This is a genomic window from Chryseobacterium luquanense (genome assembly GCF_026460945.1).
Classification (GTDB): Bacteria; Bacteroidota; Bacteroidia; order Flavobacteriales; family Weeksellaceae; genus Chryseobacterium; species Chryseobacterium luquanense.
The window spans coordinates 269996-288783 of sequence record NZ_JAOVZV010000003.1; the positions used below are offsets into that span (position 1 = coordinate 269996).

Genomic DNA, 18788 nt, shown 5'->3' on the forward strand with positions numbered 1-18788 from the left:
TCTACGCTCGACAAACTTTTACTTTTTCTTCGGAACTAATCTCATTTTAGTTATTTGAGATGGTTATGGGATTCAAACCCACTCAGTTTTCACAACGGTTTTGCAGACCGCCCCGACTCTTCCACTTCGGCGAACCATCAAGTTCTATGAATAATAAGTAATTGGTAATGAGTAATTTTCCAACTCTTAATTTTTCATATTGAAATTTTCATTAAAAAAATAAAGCCTGTCTTAATTTTTTGTTTGATATAAGAACTTCTGCGCTTTGACAAACTTTATTTTCATTTAAAAAATTTATATTATGCTTAAAACCTCTATCTTCATTCATCCATCTTCCAACCTTTACCTATTAATTTTCATTTTTTGAGTTAAGAAAAAGCCTGTCTATATTGTGTTTTTGGCGTAAAGATCTTCTGCTCTCGACAAACCTTTTCTCTTCTCTTTTGAAACAATTAACATTTAGTTATTTGCGATTCCGGAAAGGCTTGAACTTTCAACTTCCGGTTTAACAGACCGGTGCTCTACCATTGAGCTACAGAATCATTTTTTGTAATTTCGGAAGGACTTGAACCTTCAACCTTCGGCTTATGAAACCGATACTCTAACCTATTGAGCTACGAAATCGTTTGCACTCCATAAAGGAATCGAACCCTTATTTACTGCTCGAAAGGCAGCCGTCCTAAACCATTAGACGAATGGAGCAAATTGTCTGGAAAGCAAGATTCGAACTTGCGACCTCCCGCATCCAAGACGGGTAAACAACCACCGTTATCTTTCCAGTTTTACAGATTCACTTCAGAATCCTTTTCCGAGAGACAGTCGGATCAGAAATTATCCATGAATCTTTTGTAATTCTGAGAGGGATTGAACCTCTAACCTTCGGTTTAGAAAACCAACGCTCTATCCAATTGAGCTACAGAATTTTGATTGTGTGAATAGTTGTCAATTCGCTTTACTTGTCAATTTTAATTCACTTACGAAGTAAAATTCACTATTAACCATTCACATTTTGGGTATCTCCGGGGATCGAACCCTGTTCTCCGGTTCCACAGACCGACGCTTTACCAAATAAGCTAAAGAAACCATAAAAAAAGCGCCTCTTTTTGGGAGGCGCTTCATATTTTGACGTATCAGTTCATTAACTGACGCATTTATATAAGCACCTTTTATCCACAAATTCACTATCAAGAATACACGCAAGTCCCATCGGCTCTTGTCCGTGTTGTCTTGAATACTGATTAGATATGTTATGTAATTGTTTCATTATATTCTTGTTGTTTAAAATTGTTTTTTTGAAAAGATTAAAAACGTGTTGCTTTTAATTTTCGGTTGCAAAGTAAGTATGATTTTTTTTAACTCACAAATTTATTTTTCAATTAACTATTTGAAAATCAATTAATTATAATTAAAATTTAGAGTAGAGTGTTTCTGTCCGTAATATTTTACAGATATCTTAATTACCTAAATGACTGTCTCTCATCGGGTTATTGATCACGCTTTATTTTCTTATTAATTGTTCATTATTGATTAAATATTTTTCACTTTTATGGTTATTTTTTTTCATTCTAAATAATTTCTGCCCTAAAACACAAAAAACGCCCCGATCATCGAGGCGTTTCTGCAGTATTTTGATTAAATTTTTACGAGTTTACAGTAAATAATTTTCAAAGCAAGCACATTTCGCCTCATCCAATATCATCCATTCATATCCAAACGATCCCTTTATCACAGGGCGATCGCATAGATTTAAACTGATATGTGCTCTTTGTATTGTCATAATTTTATTGGTGCAAAGATAAATGTTTTTCTTATTTTTTTAACGAATTTTATGATTGACAGATGAAAAATAGTAGTTTTGACAACTTACGTCGCCTGTCTTATTGATCTTTATTTTTATCCTTCTCTTCGTTTATTAATTTATCCAATTCTTCAAGATCAGGCAATAAACTTCCTTGATAATCATATAAACTTTTGTGTTCCGAAGTTGCAATAACAACAATTTCTTTTGCTTCTATTAAAGAAAGATCAGGAAAAATTTCTCTGATCTTTTTTATTGTAAACAACGGAGATTTATATTTTTCTACTATCTCATACACAATTTCGTATACATTTTTTTCTTCATGTTTTAAATGAAGATATTTGATTGTGTTATCCATCTTATGATATATTTATTCCTAAATCATCTTCATTTCTCAAAGCAACTTCAATAAATTTTAGCAAATTATTAATTCTAAATTTTATAAACTCTTCAGAATAATTTGTCACTAAACTTATCTCGGTTATATTTTTCAAAATTATCTGACAATCTTCATAAATTTCATGAAATTCACCATTAATTATATAAAGATCACTTTCATTTAATTTCGGAATAATTTTACATCCGAGAACTTTAAGCTTTTGATTTCCCCAGAGTTCTTTTCTACAAATTTCAAATCCAAAAAGTTCACTTCCTGTCCCAAGATTAAGATCATTGAAACCATCAGACAGATATAAAAATGATATAGTAAGACTCATATTAATTCCTAAACATTCTATTCCGTCCCGTCTTATACCTCGAAATATCTTTCAAAATCACCTCATCATCGGGATTGAAATGTTTTAATTCATTGACGATTTCTGAGCGGCTGTTGATATTTTCGGCGATAATATTATAGGCAATATTTCTTGTGGACTTTTGTAATCGTTGGTCTTTTTTAAACTCAATTTTCATGGCTTCCAGATATACTAATTTTTTATCGGAAGATGTATTTTCATATAAATACTGAATTTCCTTTTCCAGTTGACCGATTTCAGGAATATTTGCAAAATAATTTTGAAGACAGTTGAAGGCTTCCTTATTTTCTTTCCAGCCCTGTAAAAGTATTTGTTGGGCTTCGTTCGGTTTATCCATTTTATTTCGATAAACCAAAGAGGCTTTTACCATCTGATGGTTCTGCAGATAATCATCAATTACCATTTGATAAAAGATCAATGCATTTTCAGAATCGTTGATTTCTTTGTATAAATCACCTACTTTTTCTTTTTGCTGAAGCTCTTTGTATAAAATAATTGCTTTATCGTATTGTTTTGCCTTCACATAACAGTTGGCTGCATCCGCCTTACTTAGTACTTTTTTCAAAAAAACAACTGCTGCTTCGTTATAAAAACCGCCTTCCTCTAATGTTGCGGCAGCACGATAATTATCTTTTAAAAGATTCATGTAAACGATAGCTGCTTTTTTGTATTCGTTATCTTCAATGTGTTTTCTGGCTATATCTTCATAGATATTTCGCAGCTTGTCAAACAATGAAGTATCTATAGACAAACCACCACCTCCATAATTTTTTGTAGCTGCAGGCTGAGGATCCTTCTCCTGATTCTGCAGAAGAACGATAAGCACAATGGCAGCAGCGGCAAAAAATATAAATTTGAACAAATTTACTATAACAGTTGCGAGATCCGTTTGAGATAATTGTGCAAAAATCGCAATCACTTTAAAAATTACAAGAACAAAAAAGGCCGTCAAAAACTTTTCTATAAACTTTTGCTTTTTCATTTCTTACCTGATTTTAAAATATCCATATCTTCACTGAATAAACGGTAAAGAACCACCACCACCCCAATAATTAATATCCAAACCAGCCAATTGTATCCGAAAACAGCAATCAAAGGATAGAAAATGTACAACAAAGTACTTCCCAATATAACAATCAGGATTAGCTTAATGCTTTCTGAAACATAACTCCCTCCCATATCAAACGGCTTTTTCCTGATAAAATAAGAATACACGCCCACAAGACCTACAACTGTAAGCAACAACCAGACAACTTCGGAAAAGGAAATCTCTTTTTTAACATGAGCATCCTCTGTTGTTTTTAAAGCATCATTCTGCACATTATTATTGAATACGATTTGAGGATCAGTTTCATGGTTTGTACCATAAATTCTCGCAAGAGAATCACTGATTATTATTTTTCTCATTTCCAGAATATCATCGGCAAGAAGTTCTTTAGATATTTTAGACATCTTATTTGATGGGTCTTTCTGAATAGAATCCAGAATTTTTTTATGGTAATTTTTTGTTTTAAGATCTACTACATGTTCTATTTTTTTCAGATACATTTTTTTTAATGAATCTCTGAATTTCTTTTCTTTGGCTCTGTATTCTTCAATTTTCCAAAGCATTGCTGCTTTTCCTTCTCTAGTATTGAAGGTTTGTTTATAATCATTAACCAGCCAGCGCCTTTCATTTCCAAATACAGAATCAACTTTCATATCAATAGCCGTAAAACCAGATTCAAAAATCAGCCCTTCGTCATCTTCTGTCTCTGGAGCCGTTTCAATAGTGCTCTCATTATATAAATCTGTAGAAACCTGTTCTTTTGCTGCCTGCTCTTTGCCAAATTCAAAAGCGAAAATAATGACTACGATCAGCGCTAAGAAAATGGCAAACATCTTTTGTGCCCCTGTCATTTTCAATGGTGATTTTTCATTTTGTGTTCCATTACCGTTCTCACCTCCGGCACCGTCAAACATTCCCCAATCAAAATTTCCAAAACCGCCTCGCAAAGACGAATGAATGTCTAAGGGAATCCCTAAATAAACCGCCCGCTCAGGATATTTTGTAATGTATTCTATATATTTGAGAATCTCGGCCTGATCTCCAGCTTTTAGCTTTTCCAGATCGAATGGCAGATTTTTCATCCAATCTTCATCTGTTTTAGGATTGAGAAGCTGCTCCAACAACTCATCATCATTCATATCCACTTTAAAGCTTCTGATTTTTTGTGGAATGAAAACACTATTCGATGGCTTTTTTAATTTCGCCTCTGTTATTGGTGATTCCTCTAATAATGTGACCCAGTCTATGGTTTCATTTAATTTAACCAATCCAAAATCGGGATGCATAATGATGTATTGAGCATCAATATTTTTCCAGTCTTCTGAATTTATTTTTGGATAAAAATCTGTGTTTTCTGGAATGAACAATTGATTATCAAAACATTGAAAATAAGAATTCTTCCCAATTTCTTCGGGAGCCTGACCTCCAAAAATAAGGAAGCAGCCATACAAAACATTAGGTTCTAGAGAAGGAATAGCAAAGGACTGCACAACATTAAGGTCAATTCCCAATGATTCTATTTCACGAAACCATACCAAAGGCGAAGCACTTCTGATGAGAAGACCTCTTTTAGCATAACTGTTTTTCGGAAAAGGTTTAATCTTCAACTCCATACTCCAATACTTGATCTATAAAAGGTTGTAAGTAATCTTCATACATTTCTGCAATCGTTTTTACCTTCAGCAGCGTATAATCCGGTAAAAAATATTCATAACCGCCAAATTCTGTTTCAGAAGCCAAAGCCATGGCAATGTGTGTTGTAGTCGGTATATAAAATTCCGGAATGTTAGCATTAATACTTCTGAAAGTCAGCATTCCACGGGAATCTGCTACGATTTCGCTTCCGTCTGAAAATGTAAATTTATTTTTATTCTGATCAGCCACCTTAACAATCGGAGAACCGTTTTTATACAATGTAAAATTACTTCCCCAGTTTTTTAGTTCATTTTTCGAAATCACCAGATTATTATTTTCATTAATCCCGATTAAAGTAAAATTACTGATGAATTTATAATTATTATGCTGAAGTTTATCAATCTCAATTTTTACTTTTTCTACACTTTTGGCAATCTCGGGATCATTTTTTACAGATTCCAAAGACACATCACCTTCCAGATTAATCATAAAAACTGTAGGTAAATTATTTTGATGCAGATAAAAAAATCTGTCGAGATACACCAATTCTACATTCAGCGGAATGTCAAAACCAGCCACATTTAATTCAGAATATTCTTTTGTTTCAATATTCAGTTTAGAAATCAGTTTTTTATCCTGTTGATACTGACATAAAATAAATTGTTGCTGCTTATTCTTAGCCAAAGCAAATATGCCTTTGTCTTTCACCGAAATATTTTCAAACAGAACTTCGCAGCCTCGCAGAATCTTGTACCTTTCATAATAATCTCTGTTATAATAATTATCTGAAAGATAAGTTCTTAGTAATTGCTTTTTACTGCTCAAAATAAAAAATTCTCCTTCATACATAAACTTTGCAATCTGCTGCTGAGGAAGCGGGAAAAGTAAAGGATAATTGAGAGGGACATCTGTTTTTTCACCTTTAATATTCTGACTCACTGACCTTTTACTTTTTCGGTGCGGCGGGTCTGCCCACAGTTCTTTCAGCGGAAGTATAATCTTTTGAACGTGCTTTCTTGCTCCTAAATGATGTTTATAAAAATTCAGTTCGCCGTCTGAAGATGTGGTTACCAAAAACTTCAGTCGGTTTCTGTTTTCATGAATAACTTTTTGCAGATTTTCATTCGCTAAATTTTCATGATTGGTGATAAAGAAAACTTCCAGATCTTTTTCTGTACGTTCTTTTTTGAAGAATAAATCTAATGCTTCAGAAACATCTAATGTTCCGCTTACCAAATTCAGATTTTCAATAACCTCTTCCACACGGTCTAATGTCATAGCAATGCTGGATTGCCCTAAAGCATACACTTTACACTCCGAATGTGCTTTCGGATGTTTGATAACGGCAAGAGCTGAAGCGAAAGACAAAACTTTCGGGGTTCCCCAGTTTTTCAGAGAAGTATCTATTAAAATAATTCTTTCAAAAACATTTTCCTCGGGCGGAATTTCGCGTTGAATATACAATGCTTCATTATTCGCCACACGGTTCATAAAAACCTCATCTTCATTGGCAAATTCTGACAACAGCATTCTGTGAAGATCTCCTTTGTTGGTAATATCTGAAACGCCGCCAATTGGTTGTGCACCGGGAGAAAGATGCCGCATCGGGATTTTCAGACCGCTCCAGATTGTTTTAATTATACTTCCGATCTGAAAAGTTTTAGGTTCTTCAATAAGTTCCTGAATAAAGTCTTTTTCAGATTCTGTTGTCGTTTGCTGTTCTCCTATTTCTTCTTTAATTTCCGGTTCGTCAACCAAACCACGCATGGCTTTAATAATTGATTCTGTCGTCGGAAATTTTTTATGAATAAATGATAGCGTCTCAATATCTTTATGGTAAATATCTTTTGTCAGTGGAAGCTTGTGCGCAGCATCGGCAATCTTATGAGGTCCTCTGTAATAAGAGGTCAAAATGTATTCTGAGTCTTCAGGAGAAACCGAGTAACCGGAATCTTTAAAAATAGTCTGAAAAAGATTGATCCTGTTTTGCCCTTTCTTCATCGAACTTCCTATTTTACTAAGATTTTCAAGCAATTTACAGGCGTTTTGAATATCAAGATTAAAGGTACTTTTTTCCTCGGTCCTATATTTTCTCAAAAAATAAAAAACTCCATCCAGATTCAGATAGCCGTCCTGAGTTGCATACATTGTGAGAAGAAAAGCCCCAAAATGCGGAAAACCCTGTGGCTGCAACTCTTTTAAAACTTCAATAATATACGGTCTGTAAGCAATCGCACCTCCTCCATGAGGAACAGAAACCAGATTATTCTCAAAATATCCCGACGGGTCACGGGCATCCTTATCTGTGATCCATTCCCAGAAATAATCTTCGTATGATTGGAAATAATCTTTCACATCCATTCTCTAGCTTTTTGAGTCAAACGGAATGAGCTTACAGAAAGTTTTCGGAAATCATTTTTATCGATAGCCAAATAGCTTCCATTTTCGCTCCACACCATTAATTTATCGGAATCTTTGTTGTATTTTTTCTGTAATAATGAACTGAGATTTTTAAATTCAAAATCAAATCCGCTTGGTAAAAGATGGTCATCCTTCATCCAAAAAGTCTTCCCTGGAAAACCTAGTAACGGAGTTCCTAAAAACAACGCTTTGTCATCGATGATCATCCATTGCAGTTTTTCGAGCTTAAATTTTGGAAGTTCAATGATTTCATCTTTAACATCATCAATTAAACACAAATGTGCTGCTGCAGGATGTTCATTTTCTCCTTTTTTGAGATGAACTTCAATCTTTTCCTCAATTCCGAAAAAATTATTATTTGAAACAGGAAAAGTCAGCTTTAATGCTTTATCAATCGGTGACCAAAGTAAGCCTGTTCTCACTTTTTTACTTGGAACCAACGCATTTTTTCTGAATAAAAGTCCGTTTTTTAATTCATATAATATAAAATTAGGAAGCTGCCTCAATTCTGAAGAAACAGCTTGTTCAGCGGTAAAGCCTTTCAGCCAGATCACATCATCATCTCCTGCAATCTGAATATTTTTCCAATCGCGGATTACCCCTAAATAATATTCATCTTTACGGGAAATATCAGCCCAAAATTCTTTTAAGCGCTCTGAAGAATCTTCTGCCATAAGCTTTCAATTTCTTTTTGAATATACTGTTTCTGTTCTCCATTGGCGATCCAGTCGCAACGGGTTTGAAGATATCTCAGTTTGTCTTTGATCACGTTTTGCTCTTCAAAGCTTAAACTTCCGTTTTCCCATTGATCAGACAAAATTTTTACATCTTTCATCACTTCTTCAGGATTCGGCGTTTTATTTTGTAATGCCTGCGGATGAGATTTTGGATTCTCGTCTTTTTCAATAACTCTGTTGATGATTCCTTCCAGAATTTCGATCTGTTCTTCGGTATCCCAAATATGTTTCAAAACCCATAAATCTGACAAGACCGCTTCATTTCTACCACAAATTAATGCACTTGCGGCGATCAAATTCTGCATTTTTACTGCTCTACGATCCGAAATGGTAATTCCTGTGTTTCGAAGGCTGATGATGGTATTAAGGTAGGCCTCATAAATAGGCTTTAAATCTACAGTTTTGCATAATCCCTGAAGTTCTTTTATTTCATGAGACAAAATTTCCGGAATGTCTGAATCTATATAATTTTCAAGTTTTCGTCCGGCTAAAAGAACCTGCTGAAGAAGATCCGGATGCACGTAATCTACATTGATTCTCACCAGAAAACGATCGAATAATGCATTCAAAGCTTCATCTTCGGGTAGAACATTACTTGCGCCCACAAACATTAATGCCGGTAAATGTTTTGTTTCTTTTCCTCTTTTAAAAATCTTTTCGTTCAAAGCCATCAAAAGGGAATTCAGAATCGCCGAGTTCGCATTAAAAATTTCATCAAGAAAAACCAGCGAAGCTTCCGGCATCATCCCGTCTGTATTGGTGAAAAGTTCACCCTCTTTCAGTTTTCTGATATCGAAGGGACCGAAAATCTCGTTCGGTTCTGTAAATCTGGTTAAAAGATATTCGAAGTTTTTGCCATCTTTTAAGGTTTTTGCTAAAGTTCTTACCAAAGCGGATTTTGCTGTTCCAGGAGGTCCGTACAAAAATGCATTTTCCCTCGCCAGCAAACAGATTCCGAGTAAATCTACGACGTCGTTTTTACCAACAAAAGTCTCTTTTATGTAGTTAAGAACCTTATTTAGTTTTTCAATATTTTGAGTCATGATGATCAGTATTATTTATTTTTAATTCTCTCCAGAAAATATCTTTGTACCATCCGAATTCTGCGGTCAGCAAAGCGTTGATGTACGGAATTTCAGCCAGTCTGTAGACTTTATTTTCTACAATTCTTTCGAGATAGAGTTTCCTGTATGTTTTATCTTGCAGCTCTTGTTCCCAATTGAGTTTTTCTAAATCTAAATCTGCCTCAATCCCGGAATAATGAAACTGTTGCAAAATATTTTCAAGAAGTGGAATCAGCAGATCATCGGCATCCAGATTTTTCAGAGCTATGATAATCTGTGGCAAAAATCTCAATGACAAATCAGCAGATAATTTTGATGAAAGTGTAAATTTTCCTTTAAATGAAGGAATCAACGTAGCAAGATCTTTTTCTGTATTTTCACGAACTAGATAAAGCTGCACGCTATGGTACAAAATTTTTGCCGCCCATACTGCAGCATCTGTGTCAAATGAAATCTGATCACTTAAAAATTCAAGTCTTTCTTTTTCAAATTCAGTTTCAAAATATGCCGCTGCTTCCTGTTCCTCTTTGGGAGAAATCTTTTTCACTTCTTCAAAAATAGTAATGCATTCTTCTTTTCGAAGCAGAAATAAAGTGTCTAAAAATGGGGATTTCATTTCCATGATATGACAAAAATATAATTATTTTGCTGAGAATAAAATTTTAAATCAAGGATTAAGAATTAAATATTATTTCATTTGCTTTAATTTATCGAAATATTTATAATTCGGAAACAAGTTTCTGAGAATGTTGATTTTGCCTTTTCCTAGCCCTGATCGCAGCATTTGTTTGAGCTCATTTTTTGTATTTCGGCAGCGGCGGCAAGCCGCCGCTGCCGAAATACAAAAAATAGCGAGTGCGGAGAGCAGGAAATAGCTCCTAAATATGAGTAATGAGTAATTGGTAATGCGCAGTTGGAATTGGTTTACTCCATTGTTTCATGAAATGACATTTAAAAAGTTTTTATCTTTGCTGAAATTTAAAACAAAAATATGAGTGTACACATCAGTGCCAAAAAAGGAGAGATCGCAAAAGTTGTTTTGCAGCCTGGAGATCCGCTTCGTGCACAGTATATTGCAGAAAATTTTCTTGAAAACGCAAAACTGGTAAGTAAAACGAGAGGTATTTTCTATTACACTGGAACTTACAAAGGCAAAGAAATCAGTGTAGGAGCTAGCGGAATGGGATTTCCAAGTATCGGAATTTATTCTTTTGAGCTGTACGCAGAGTATGAGGTTGACACGATTATAAGAATCGGAACTTGCGGCGGATATTCGAGTGATGTAAAATTATTTGATATTCTCAATGTTGAAAATGCGGCCAGCGAAAGTACGTATGCAAAATACGCATGGGGATTTGAAGAAGAGGTTATGTCTCATCAGGGAAATATTTTTGACATCATCAATGAAACAGCTCAAGAATTATCTTTAAAAGCTAAAGCAACCAACATTCACAGCAGTGATATTTTTTACAGAAAAGACCCTGAAACCCCAGCAATTGCGACGAAATACAATTGTCCGGCTGTAGAAATGGAAGCTTTCGGATTGTTTGCCAACGCCAAATATTTAGGTAAAAATGCAGCGACGATTCTTACGGTTTCTGATATTATTCCGACCAAAGAATTTATTTCGGCAGACGAAAGAGAAAAAGCTTTGAAACCCATGATTGAATTGGCTTTGGAAGCAGCTTTGAAGGTGATTTAATCAAAAGCATTAATATAATTAAAAAGAGCTTTACTTGATCAGTAGAGCTCTTTTTTATATTCTGAAAAAATTTCGGGCGACTTCTGTAATTTCATTGGCAACCTCAGAAATACTTATTTTTTTGAGATGAGCAATTGTTTGGGCAACATAAGGCAAAAATTTCGGTTCGTTTCTTCGGCTTTGCATTCTTGGCATATTTTTAGGAAGCATAAAAGGCGCATCAGTTTCAATCATCATTCTGTCGAGCGGAACATATTTGATGACTTCTTCCAAATGTTTAAATCGGTTTGTATCACTTATTGCTCCGGTAAATCCTAAGTAAAATCCTTTATCCAGATATATTTTTGCTTCATCTAAAGTTCCGGTAAAACAGTGAACCACCGCTTTTGGAAGTTTTGACAAATATTCGTCGGTGATTTCGTTAAACCTTTTGAAAGCTGCTCTTTCGTGAAGAAATAAAGGTTTATTTATTTCAATGGATAATTCGAGCTGGGCACGATAACATTTTTCCTGAATGGGTCTTGGCGAAAAATCTCTGTCAAAATCCAATCCACACTCTCCAACTGAAACGACTTGGTCTTGTTTTAATAATTTCCTTAATTCGTTAATACTTTCGTTGTTAAAAGATTTTGCATCATGGGGATGAATTCCTGCTGTAGAAAATAAAATTCCAGAATAATCTTCTGCAATTTCTGCAGATTCTTTGCTTCCACGAATGCTTGTCCCGGTAAGAATCATTTGTTCGACTCCATTGTCGAGAGCTTGGTTGATGATTTTTTCGTGTTCGTTGTTAAATTGTTTATTGGTCAGATTAATTCCAATATCTATAAATGTGTTCATAATTAAATTTTAGCTGGCAAAACTAAAATGAAACTGCGCAATCTTTTTACGTAATAAAAAATATTTTCATTCATTAATAAAACCTTCCAAAAAGCCAATCATATTTTTCCCACCGTGGCTCCAGCGAATACCGTGGCCATCTTTTTCTCTGACCTCAAAAACCAATTCGTGCTTATAATGATGGAAAACATTCCACCATTTTTGATGGTCTAAAACATAATGGATTTTCTCCATCACGATCTGTTGTTTTTGCTGATTATTTCCTTTGACTTCACCCCAAAATTCATCATCCATTCTTCCTACATGCTTTTCCCAGGCTCTTTGTGCAATAGTAATTTCATTGTTAAAAGGCTTTTCACAGGCTTCAATTAATATGCTTTTCAAAGGAGGAATTGCATTTTCATCCCGCAAACTTGCCGAAGTGAGTCTTTGTCCTAAAATATTCAGCCAAAATTCAAATGGAATTTCTTCTAATCTTCCGGCTTTCATTTCATCTGAATGTTGCGAATTGAAAACACCGATAAACTGATTAAAACTTTCATCTCGGTCAATTTTTATTTCCTCATTGAAAACAGGAAGATTTAAATCTAAAGTTTTGTCTTTAAATTCTTGGATATTTTCACTTAAACTATTAAGATGTTCCTCAGCTAAAATAGATTGATATTTTTCATTCCAATCTTTTGAAAACAATGGAATTAATTCTTTAAATAAATTCATGATTAAAACATTTTCACAAGATTAACCGAAAGTTTTTCTTCATCGATTAAATATCCCACAAGATTAAACCAATTTTTGCAGTTATCTAAAATCCATGCATCAGAAGACACCATTATTTCTGCATTTTCAGCTAAAAATTTATCCGGATTAAATTCTAATTCCACATTCCAGTCGAGATGATTTTCCTTTGCAAAATCTACAATCATTTCTTTGATTCTTCCGCTGTTTGAAACAGGTTTGTCAAAAATCCAGATCAGGTTTTCTGATTGAGATTTCTTATAAAACAAAGCTACCAATTCAATCGCTCTCTGTGTTTGATTGACTCTTTTATAAGTTCCATGAACTCCGGATAAATCTCGAAAACAGCCATCAGTTCCTTCAAAAATATAAGCCTCGGAAAGTAAACTTTCCAATAAAATCAAAACATTAAAACCATCCAAGTAAATCGTTTTACTTTTTAAATCTGAAATTCTCAGTTCCTTCGATTTTCTATTCTGAATCTGAAGTTCAGAAGCCGAGGCTCCACGCAAAGCCTGAATCTGTCGGGCTTTTAATCGATAATGATTTCCTACCAAGTCTGTAGAAGCTTTTTCAGCATAATTTCGACTTAACAAATACCGCATATCCTGAAGAGCTACTTTCAGTTTATCAATCTGTTTTTGTGTTGAAAATAATGTGTCGTCGCCTGTATTTTTCCTGCGATTTCTGTTGTTCATATTCAAAAATAATATTTTCAGTCCGAATCCTGGAATTTATTTCTAAAATCTCATTTGAAAAGAAAATCAACCCGTTTTGTAGATTCAATCACCTTTTTCGGTAAAATTCTTAGCGTAAAAATTCCGAAAAGCAAACTACCTTATCATAAAAAATAAGATAACTAACATTTCAAAAAGCTTTATAAAACAAGCAATTACTATAGATAATTATCATGAAAAATTACGAATTCAAAATAAAAATTTAATTTATATTATAAAATTATTACATTTAGCCACTAACAAATATTAAATCAAAAAAATGTTTATAGGATATGATGTTGGAAGTTCTTCGCTGAAAGCTTCAATTGTTGACGAACACGGGAAAGTGATTGCCCACGCAAAATATCCGGAAACAGAAATGCCTATCGATTCTCCAAAGATCGGCTGGGCAGAACAGGACCCGGAACAATGGTGGCAAAATCTTAGAATTCTGACTCAAAAAATAATTGCAGAAAGCCACATCGACAAAAATGAGATCAAAGGCATCGGGATTTCTTATCAGATGCACGGTTTGGTTTTGGTGGGAAAAGATAAAGAAGTTTTGCGTCCGTCAATCATCTGGTGTGACAGCCGTGCAGTAGAAACCGGTGATAAAGCTTTTGATGATTTGGGTGAAGAAGTCTGTATGAATAAACTTTTGAATTCACCGGGAAATTTCACCGCTTCGAAATTAAAATGGGTCAAAGAAAACGAGCCGGAAGTCTATGAAAAAATCTGGAAGTTTATGCTCCCAGGAGATTTTATTGCTTTAAAATTAAGCGGCGAAGCAACAACCACCGTTACCGGACTTTCGGAAGGCGTGCTTTGGGATTTCCAGAAACATCAGGCTTCGAAAACCTTATTGAATCACTGGGGAATTGATGAGTCTTTGGTTTCAACAGTAGTAGACAATTTCACGGAGCAATGTGTAGTTTCAAAACAGGGTGCCGAAGAAAGCGGTTTGCCAGAAGGAATTCCTATTTTGTACAGAGCCGGAGATCAGCCGAATAATGCGTTGTCGTTAAACGTAATGAATCCTGGAGAAATCGCTGCTACAGGCGGAACTTCAGGCGTTGTTTATGGTGTGACAGACAATATTCATTCTAAAGAATCTGTGCGTGTAAACAATTTTGCGCACATCAATCATACGAAAGAACAGCCGAGAATCGGGAAAATGCTTTGTTTAAATGGTGCGGGAATTCAGTACAGCTGGCTGAGACACCAGGTAGATCAGAAAAGACATTCATATCAGGAACTTAATGATCTGGCTTCACAAATCCCAATCGGATCCGATGGAATCATTGTGTTACCATTTGGAAATGGCGCTGAGAGAGTTTTAAAAAATAAAGACATAGGTTCTTCTACTTATAACGTCAATTTTAACCGCCACAAAAGTGTTCATTTGTTTAGAGCCGGATTAGAAGGCATCGCCTATTCTTTCGTTTACGGAACTGAAATTTTAATGAATGATGGTTTACAAAAAGGGATCATCAAAGCCGGAGGTGATAATTTATTCCGTTCTTCCTTATTTGCGCAATCGATTGCAACATTATTGGATACAGAAATCAGAATTTTCGATACAACGGGTTCCACAGGAGCAGCAAGAGCAGCGGCAATCGGAGCGGGAGCATTTGAAACTTTAACGGATATTTTAACCGAAAAAGATATTACCACAACGTACATTCCTGATTTTAAAAATATGGATCAGTATAGGGAAAGTTACGGCAAGTGGAAAAACAAACTGGAGCAGGTTTTAATCAATTCTTAAAAAATATCCCGCAGATTTTAAAGATTAAGCAGATTTTTCTTCTTTAAATAAATCTGCAAAATTTGCTTGATCAGCGAGAACATAAATTAAACAAATTACAATCAAAAAAAAAATCAAAATAATGGCAATTACAACAGGAAACAAAGAGTATTTTAAAGGAATAGAAAAAATCAAGTTTGAAGGAAGAGAATCAGATAATCCGCTGGCATTCAAATTTTACGATGAGAATTTGGTCGTTCGTGGAAAAACAATGAAAGAATATTTCAAGTTTGCGTCTGCTTACTGGCACACGTTCTGCGCAACTGGTGGAGATCCGTTCGGTGCAGGAACTCAGCAATTTGACTGGTTAACCGCTTCTGACGCCAAACAAAGAGCAACAGAAAAAATGGATGCCGCTTTCGAATTTTTCACCAAACTAGGTGTTCCTTATTACTGTTTCCACGATTATGATCTGATTGATGAGGCAAATAATTTCACAGAATCTACAAAGAGATTGGAATTTATCACCGATTATGCTAAAGAAAAACAGGCTGCTTCAGGCGTGAAATTACTTTGGGGAACTTCGAACTGTTTCTCAAACCCAAGATTTATGAACGGTGCGGCGACCAATCCTTCTTTTGATGTTTTGGCTTACGCTGGTGGACAAGTGAAAAATGCTTTGGATGCAACGATTAAATTAGGCGGTGAAAATTATGTATTCTGGGGAGGCCGTGAAGGTTATATGTCACTTCTAAATACCAATATGAAGCGTGAGCAGGAGCATATGGCGAAGTTTTTACATTTGGCTAAAGATTATGCAAGAGCTCAAGGTTTCACAGGAACTTTCTTCATCGAGCCAAAACCGATGGAGCCGACAAAACACCAATACGACTTTGATGCGGCGACTTGTTTGAACTTCCTTCGTCAGTACGATTTATTGAATGATTTTAAATTAAATCTTGAAGTTAACCACGCTACTTTAGCTCAACACACTTTTGAGCACGAACTTCAGGTAGCTGCAGATAACAATGTCTTGGGAAGCATCGATGCGAACAGAGGAGATTACCAGAATGGTTGGGATACAGACCAGTTCCCGGTTGATTTATATGAAATGACTCAGGCGATGTTGGTAATTATTCAGGCTGGAGGTTTCCAGGGCGGAGGTGTTAATTTTGATGCAAAAATTAGAAGAAATTCAACAGATTTAGAAGATATTTTCATCGCGCACATCAGCGGAATGGACAATTTTGCAAGATCATTCTTAGCTGCCGATAAAATTTTAGAAAAATCAAAATATTCTGAAATCAGAACCAACAGATATTCATCTTTCGACAGCGGAAAAGGTAAAGATTTCGAGAATGGTAGCTTATCTTTAACAGATCTTGCCACTTACGCTCAAGGACTTGGAGAAGTTGGTAGAGAAAGCGGAAAACAGGAATATCTTGAGAGTATTATCAATCAGTATTTATAAAATTTAATTTTAAAAACTAAATCAAACTATGCAAATAATAGATTCTGGTCCTAAATATTCTTCAGGAACAAAGGCGCAGATCAATATGCTGTACGTAACTGTACTCACGTTGGTCGCCACTTTGGGAGGACTTTTGTTTGGATACGACACGGCCGTGATTTCCGGAGCTGAAAAGTCAATCCAGGAATATCTGATCATTCCATTAGGCTTGAGTTCATTGGCACACGGAGCGACCATTTCGAGCGCATTGATCGGGTGTATCATCGGTGGAGCGATTTCCGGGATGATCTCCACGAAGCTGGGAAGAAAAAAATCATTGATGCTTTCGGCATTTCTGTTCTTCATCAGTGCTTTGGGAGCGGCGTATCCTGAATTTTTATTCTTCAAACACGGCGAGCACTCCATGGGTGTTTTGCTGGCATTTAATTTTTATAGGATCATTGGTGGAATCGGTGTGGGATTGGCTTCGGCGGTCTGCCCGATGTACATTGGTGAGATTGCACCTGCCGAAATACGTGGTAAACTGGTATCACTGAATCAGTTTGCCATTATTTTCGGGATGCTCGTGGTTTACTTTGTGAACTGGGGCATCGCAAGCGGACAAACCGTAGAATGGATCAACGAAATCGGATGGAGATATATGTTTTTATCATTAACAATTCCTTCTGCTTTGTTCGGTATCCTTCTGTTTTTCGTTCCTGAAACACCACGTTATCTGACCTTCGTGAATAAAGATGCGGAAGCATTAAAAATTTTAACAAAAATCAATGGTGAAGCGCGTGGAAAAGAAATTTTCTACGAGATAAAAAGCACTGTCGTAGAACATAAAAGTGAAATTTTCGCCTTCGGAAAAACCGTGATTGTGATTGGAATTTTACTTTCAGTTTTCCAGCAGTTTGTGGGAATCAACGTTGCTTTATACTATGCTCCAAGGATATTCGAAAGTATGGGCGTTCACAAAGATTCATCGATGCTGCAGACCGTTGTAATGGGATTGGTGAACGTTGTATTTACCGTTATCGCCATTTTCACGGTGGATAAATGGGGAAGAAAACCATTATTAATCGTCGGTTCAGTCGGAATGGCGATTGGAATGTTTGCGATTGCAATATTATCCTATTATCAGATCATCGGAATTGCCACTTTGGTGTTTATCATTGTTTACACCGCATCATTTATGATGTCTTGGGGACCAATCTGTTGGGTTTTGATCTCAGAAATATTCCCGAATAAAATCAGAGGAAGTGCGATTGCGATTGCAGTTGCGGCTCAGTGGGCAGCGAATTATTTAATTTCATCTACTTATCCTTTTATGATGGAATTCAGTGGAGCATTTACTTACGGATTTTATGGGGTGATGAGCGTTCTGTCCCTGTTCTTTGTATGGAAATGGGTTCCTGAGACCAAAGGAAAATCTTTAGAGGAGATTGAAAAGGTTTGGGAAAAATAAATATACTTTAGTTTTATAATTAGTTTGTTGAGGGCACCGGGATTTTCCGGTGCTCTTTTTTATAACTTTGGCAGATTGAAATCAAGTTTATGAATATTTTTAAATCCATCATTAATAATTTAAAAGCTATTAAAGCAAGTTATAATTTAGAAAAAATTAAAGATGATTTTATTGCAAAACAGATTCAAATATATCAACTTCCAAAGGAGTTAAAATTATTTTTAGAAAACAAAACCGATTTTGATTTTATCGGAATCTATTCTAAAGGATATGACTATATTTATTTTGCTAAAAATGGGAATCATTTAAATATTGAATATGAAGCTACGGAAGAATCTCAAATTCAATATTATGAAAAATTAAAAAACTTTGCATCAGAAAATAATTTTAAAATTGAAGAAGAAATAAACAAAAATGTTCCATATCTAAAGATAAATACCAACACATCTTTAGATGAAACATTTCGTCTTACGAGAGAAATTCAACACAATATTTTCGGAAATAATGATGATACGAAATATGATATTGTTCCTTAAATATTTGAAATTTTAGTCTTCAATTTTTTCATAAATTCCTTTAGTTAAACCATTGTTTCAAAAAGACTTTTATAATAATAAATTTTAATTAAATTTATCGCTGTAATTTGTCATTTAAAAAAGCTTAGAAAAT

At 35.0% G+C, this 18788-nt stretch carries 16 protein-coding genes and 7 tRNA genes; 5 read left to right on the plus strand and 18 right to left on the minus strand.

Translation table 11 applies throughout. The features are described 5' to 3' along the window. Positions 1 to 57: 57 nt before the first annotated feature. The 15 genes from OEA66_RS05535 to OEA66_RS05605 all read right to left on the minus strand — a co-directional run bounded on the left by OEA66_RS05535 (position 58) and on the right by OEA66_RS05605 (position 10083). Positions 58 to 139, minus strand: a tRNA-Cys gene (locus OEA66_RS05535). A gap of 331 nt (positions 140 to 470) precedes the next feature. Then, a tRNA-Asn gene (locus tag OEA66_RS05540) sits at positions 471 to 542 on the minus strand. Positions 543 to 550: 8 nt separating this feature from the next. Further along, positions 551 to 624, minus strand: a tRNA-Met gene (locus OEA66_RS05545). 5 nt (positions 625 to 629) lie between these two features. After that, positions 630 to 702 (minus strand) — tRNA-Glu (locus OEA66_RS05550). A 6-nt stretch (positions 703 to 708) separates the two neighbouring features. Next, positions 709 to 780 (minus strand) — tRNA-Pro (locus OEA66_RS05555). Between the two features lie 69 nt (positions 781 to 849). Continuing rightward, positions 850 to 923, minus strand: a tRNA-Arg gene (locus tag OEA66_RS05560). 87 nt (positions 924 to 1010) lie between these two features. Then, positions 1011 to 1078: transfer RNA gene (locus OEA66_RS05565), tRNA-His, on the minus strand. A 799-nt stretch (positions 1079 to 1877) separates the two neighbouring features. Further along, on the minus strand, positions 1878 to 2156 hold the full coding sequence (locus OEA66_RS05570; RefSeq protein ID WP_267280447.1) for a hypothetical protein: 279 nt from the start codon (positions 2154 to 2156) through the stop codon (positions 1878 to 1880). Between the two features lies 1 nt (position 2157). Beyond that, positions 2158 to 2514: a hypothetical protein gene (locus OEA66_RS05575; RefSeq protein ID WP_267280448.1), complete on the minus strand. Its 357-nt coding sequence runs from the start codon at positions 2512 to 2514 to the stop codon at positions 2158 to 2160. A 1-nt stretch (position 2515) separates the two neighbouring features. Beyond that, entirely contained in the window at positions 2516 to 3535 is a 1020-nt protein-coding gene (locus OEA66_RS05580) for a tetratricopeptide repeat protein (protein ID WP_267280449.1), read from the minus strand. Beyond that, positions 3532 to 5214 carry a bpX3 domain-containing protein gene (locus OEA66_RS05585; RefSeq protein ID WP_267280450.1) on the minus strand — a complete coding sequence of 561 codons (1683 nt, stop codon included), beginning with the start codon at positions 5212 to 5214 and terminating at the stop codon, positions 3532 to 3534. The genes OEA66_RS05580 and OEA66_RS05585 overlap by 4 nt, the downstream gene beginning before the upstream one ends. Next, complete coding sequence (locus OEA66_RS05590) at positions 5198 to 7597, minus strand: hypothetical protein (protein WP_267280451.1); 2400 nt, start codon at positions 7595 to 7597, stop codon at positions 5198 to 5200. Before OEA66_RS05590 ends, OEA66_RS05585 begins: the two co-directional genes overlap by 17 nt. Next, positions 7588 to 8331 carry a hypothetical protein gene (locus OEA66_RS05595; protein WP_267280452.1) on the minus strand — a complete coding sequence of 248 codons (744 nt, stop codon included), beginning with the start codon at positions 8329 to 8331 and terminating at the stop codon, positions 7588 to 7590. Before OEA66_RS05595 ends, OEA66_RS05590 begins: the two co-directional genes overlap by 10 nt. After that, positions 8304 to 9437 carry an AAA family ATPase gene (locus OEA66_RS05600; RefSeq protein ID WP_267280453.1) on the minus strand — a complete coding sequence of 378 codons (1134 nt, stop codon included), beginning with the start codon at positions 9435 to 9437 and terminating at the stop codon, positions 8304 to 8306. The genes OEA66_RS05595 and OEA66_RS05600 overlap by 28 nt, the downstream gene beginning before the upstream one ends. Further along, the gene (locus OEA66_RS05605) at positions 9421 to 10083 is read right to left on the minus strand and encodes a conflict system bpX4 domain-containing protein (protein WP_511165683.1); all 663 of its coding nucleotides are present in this window, start codon (positions 10081 to 10083) and stop codon (positions 9421 to 9423) included. The genes OEA66_RS05600 and OEA66_RS05605 overlap by 17 nt, the downstream gene beginning before the upstream one ends. Positions 10084 to 10449: 366 nt before the next feature. Between OEA66_RS05605 and deoD the strand changes: the two genes are divergently transcribed. Beyond that, complete coding sequence (gene deoD / locus OEA66_RS05610; protein ID WP_267280455.1) at positions 10450 to 11160, plus strand: purine-nucleoside phosphorylase; 711 nt, start codon at positions 10450 to 10452, stop codon at positions 11158 to 11160. A 54-nt stretch (positions 11161 to 11214) separates the two neighbouring features. Here the strand turns inward: deoD and OEA66_RS05615 are convergent, their stop codons facing one another. The 3 genes from OEA66_RS05615 to OEA66_RS05625 all read right to left on the minus strand — a co-directional run bounded on the left by OEA66_RS05615 (position 11215) and on the right by OEA66_RS05625 (position 13433). Continuing rightward, positions 11215 to 12000: a TatD family hydrolase gene (locus OEA66_RS05615; protein ID WP_267280456.1), complete on the minus strand. Its 786-nt coding sequence runs from the start codon at positions 11998 to 12000 to the stop codon at positions 11215 to 11217. A gap of 66 nt (positions 12001 to 12066) precedes the next feature. Further along, positions 12067 to 12717, minus strand: coding sequence for a tRNase toxin domain-containing protein (locus OEA66_RS05620; RefSeq protein WP_267280457.1), 651 nt, complete (start codon positions 12715 to 12717; stop codon positions 12067 to 12069). Positions 12718 to 12719: 2 nt separating this feature from the next. Next, positions 12720 to 13433 (minus strand): DUF434 domain-containing protein, encoded by a 714-nt coding sequence (locus OEA66_RS05625; protein ID WP_267280458.1) that lies wholly within the window; start codon positions 13431 to 13433, stop codon positions 12720 to 12722. A 298-nt stretch (positions 13434 to 13731) separates the two neighbouring features. Between OEA66_RS05625 and OEA66_RS05630 the strand changes: the two genes are divergently transcribed. The 4 genes from OEA66_RS05630 to OEA66_RS05645 all read left to right on the plus strand — a co-directional run bounded on the left by OEA66_RS05630 (position 13732) and on the right by OEA66_RS05645 (position 18655). Beyond that, the gene (locus tag OEA66_RS05630; RefSeq protein WP_267280459.1) at positions 13732 to 15219 is read left to right on the plus strand and encodes a xylulokinase; all 1488 of its coding nucleotides are present in this window, start codon (positions 13732 to 13734) and stop codon (positions 15217 to 15219) included. A gap of 121 nt (positions 15220 to 15340) precedes the next feature. Then, a complete protein-coding gene (gene xylA / locus OEA66_RS05635) occupies positions 15341 to 16669 on the plus strand; it encodes a xylose isomerase (protein ID WP_267280460.1) in 1329 nt (442 codons plus the stop codon). A gap of 28 nt (positions 16670 to 16697) precedes the next feature. Next, positions 16698 to 18119 carry a D-xylose transporter XylE gene (gene xylE, locus OEA66_RS05640; RefSeq protein WP_267280461.1) on the plus strand — a complete coding sequence of 474 codons (1422 nt, stop codon included), beginning with the start codon at positions 16698 to 16700 and terminating at the stop codon, positions 18117 to 18119. Between the two features lie 89 nt (positions 18120 to 18208). Further along, the gene (locus OEA66_RS05645) at positions 18209 to 18655 is read left to right on the plus strand and encodes a hypothetical protein (protein WP_267280462.1); all 447 of its coding nucleotides are present in this window, start codon (positions 18209 to 18211) and stop codon (positions 18653 to 18655) included. Positions 18656 to 18788 lie beyond the last annotated feature (133 nt).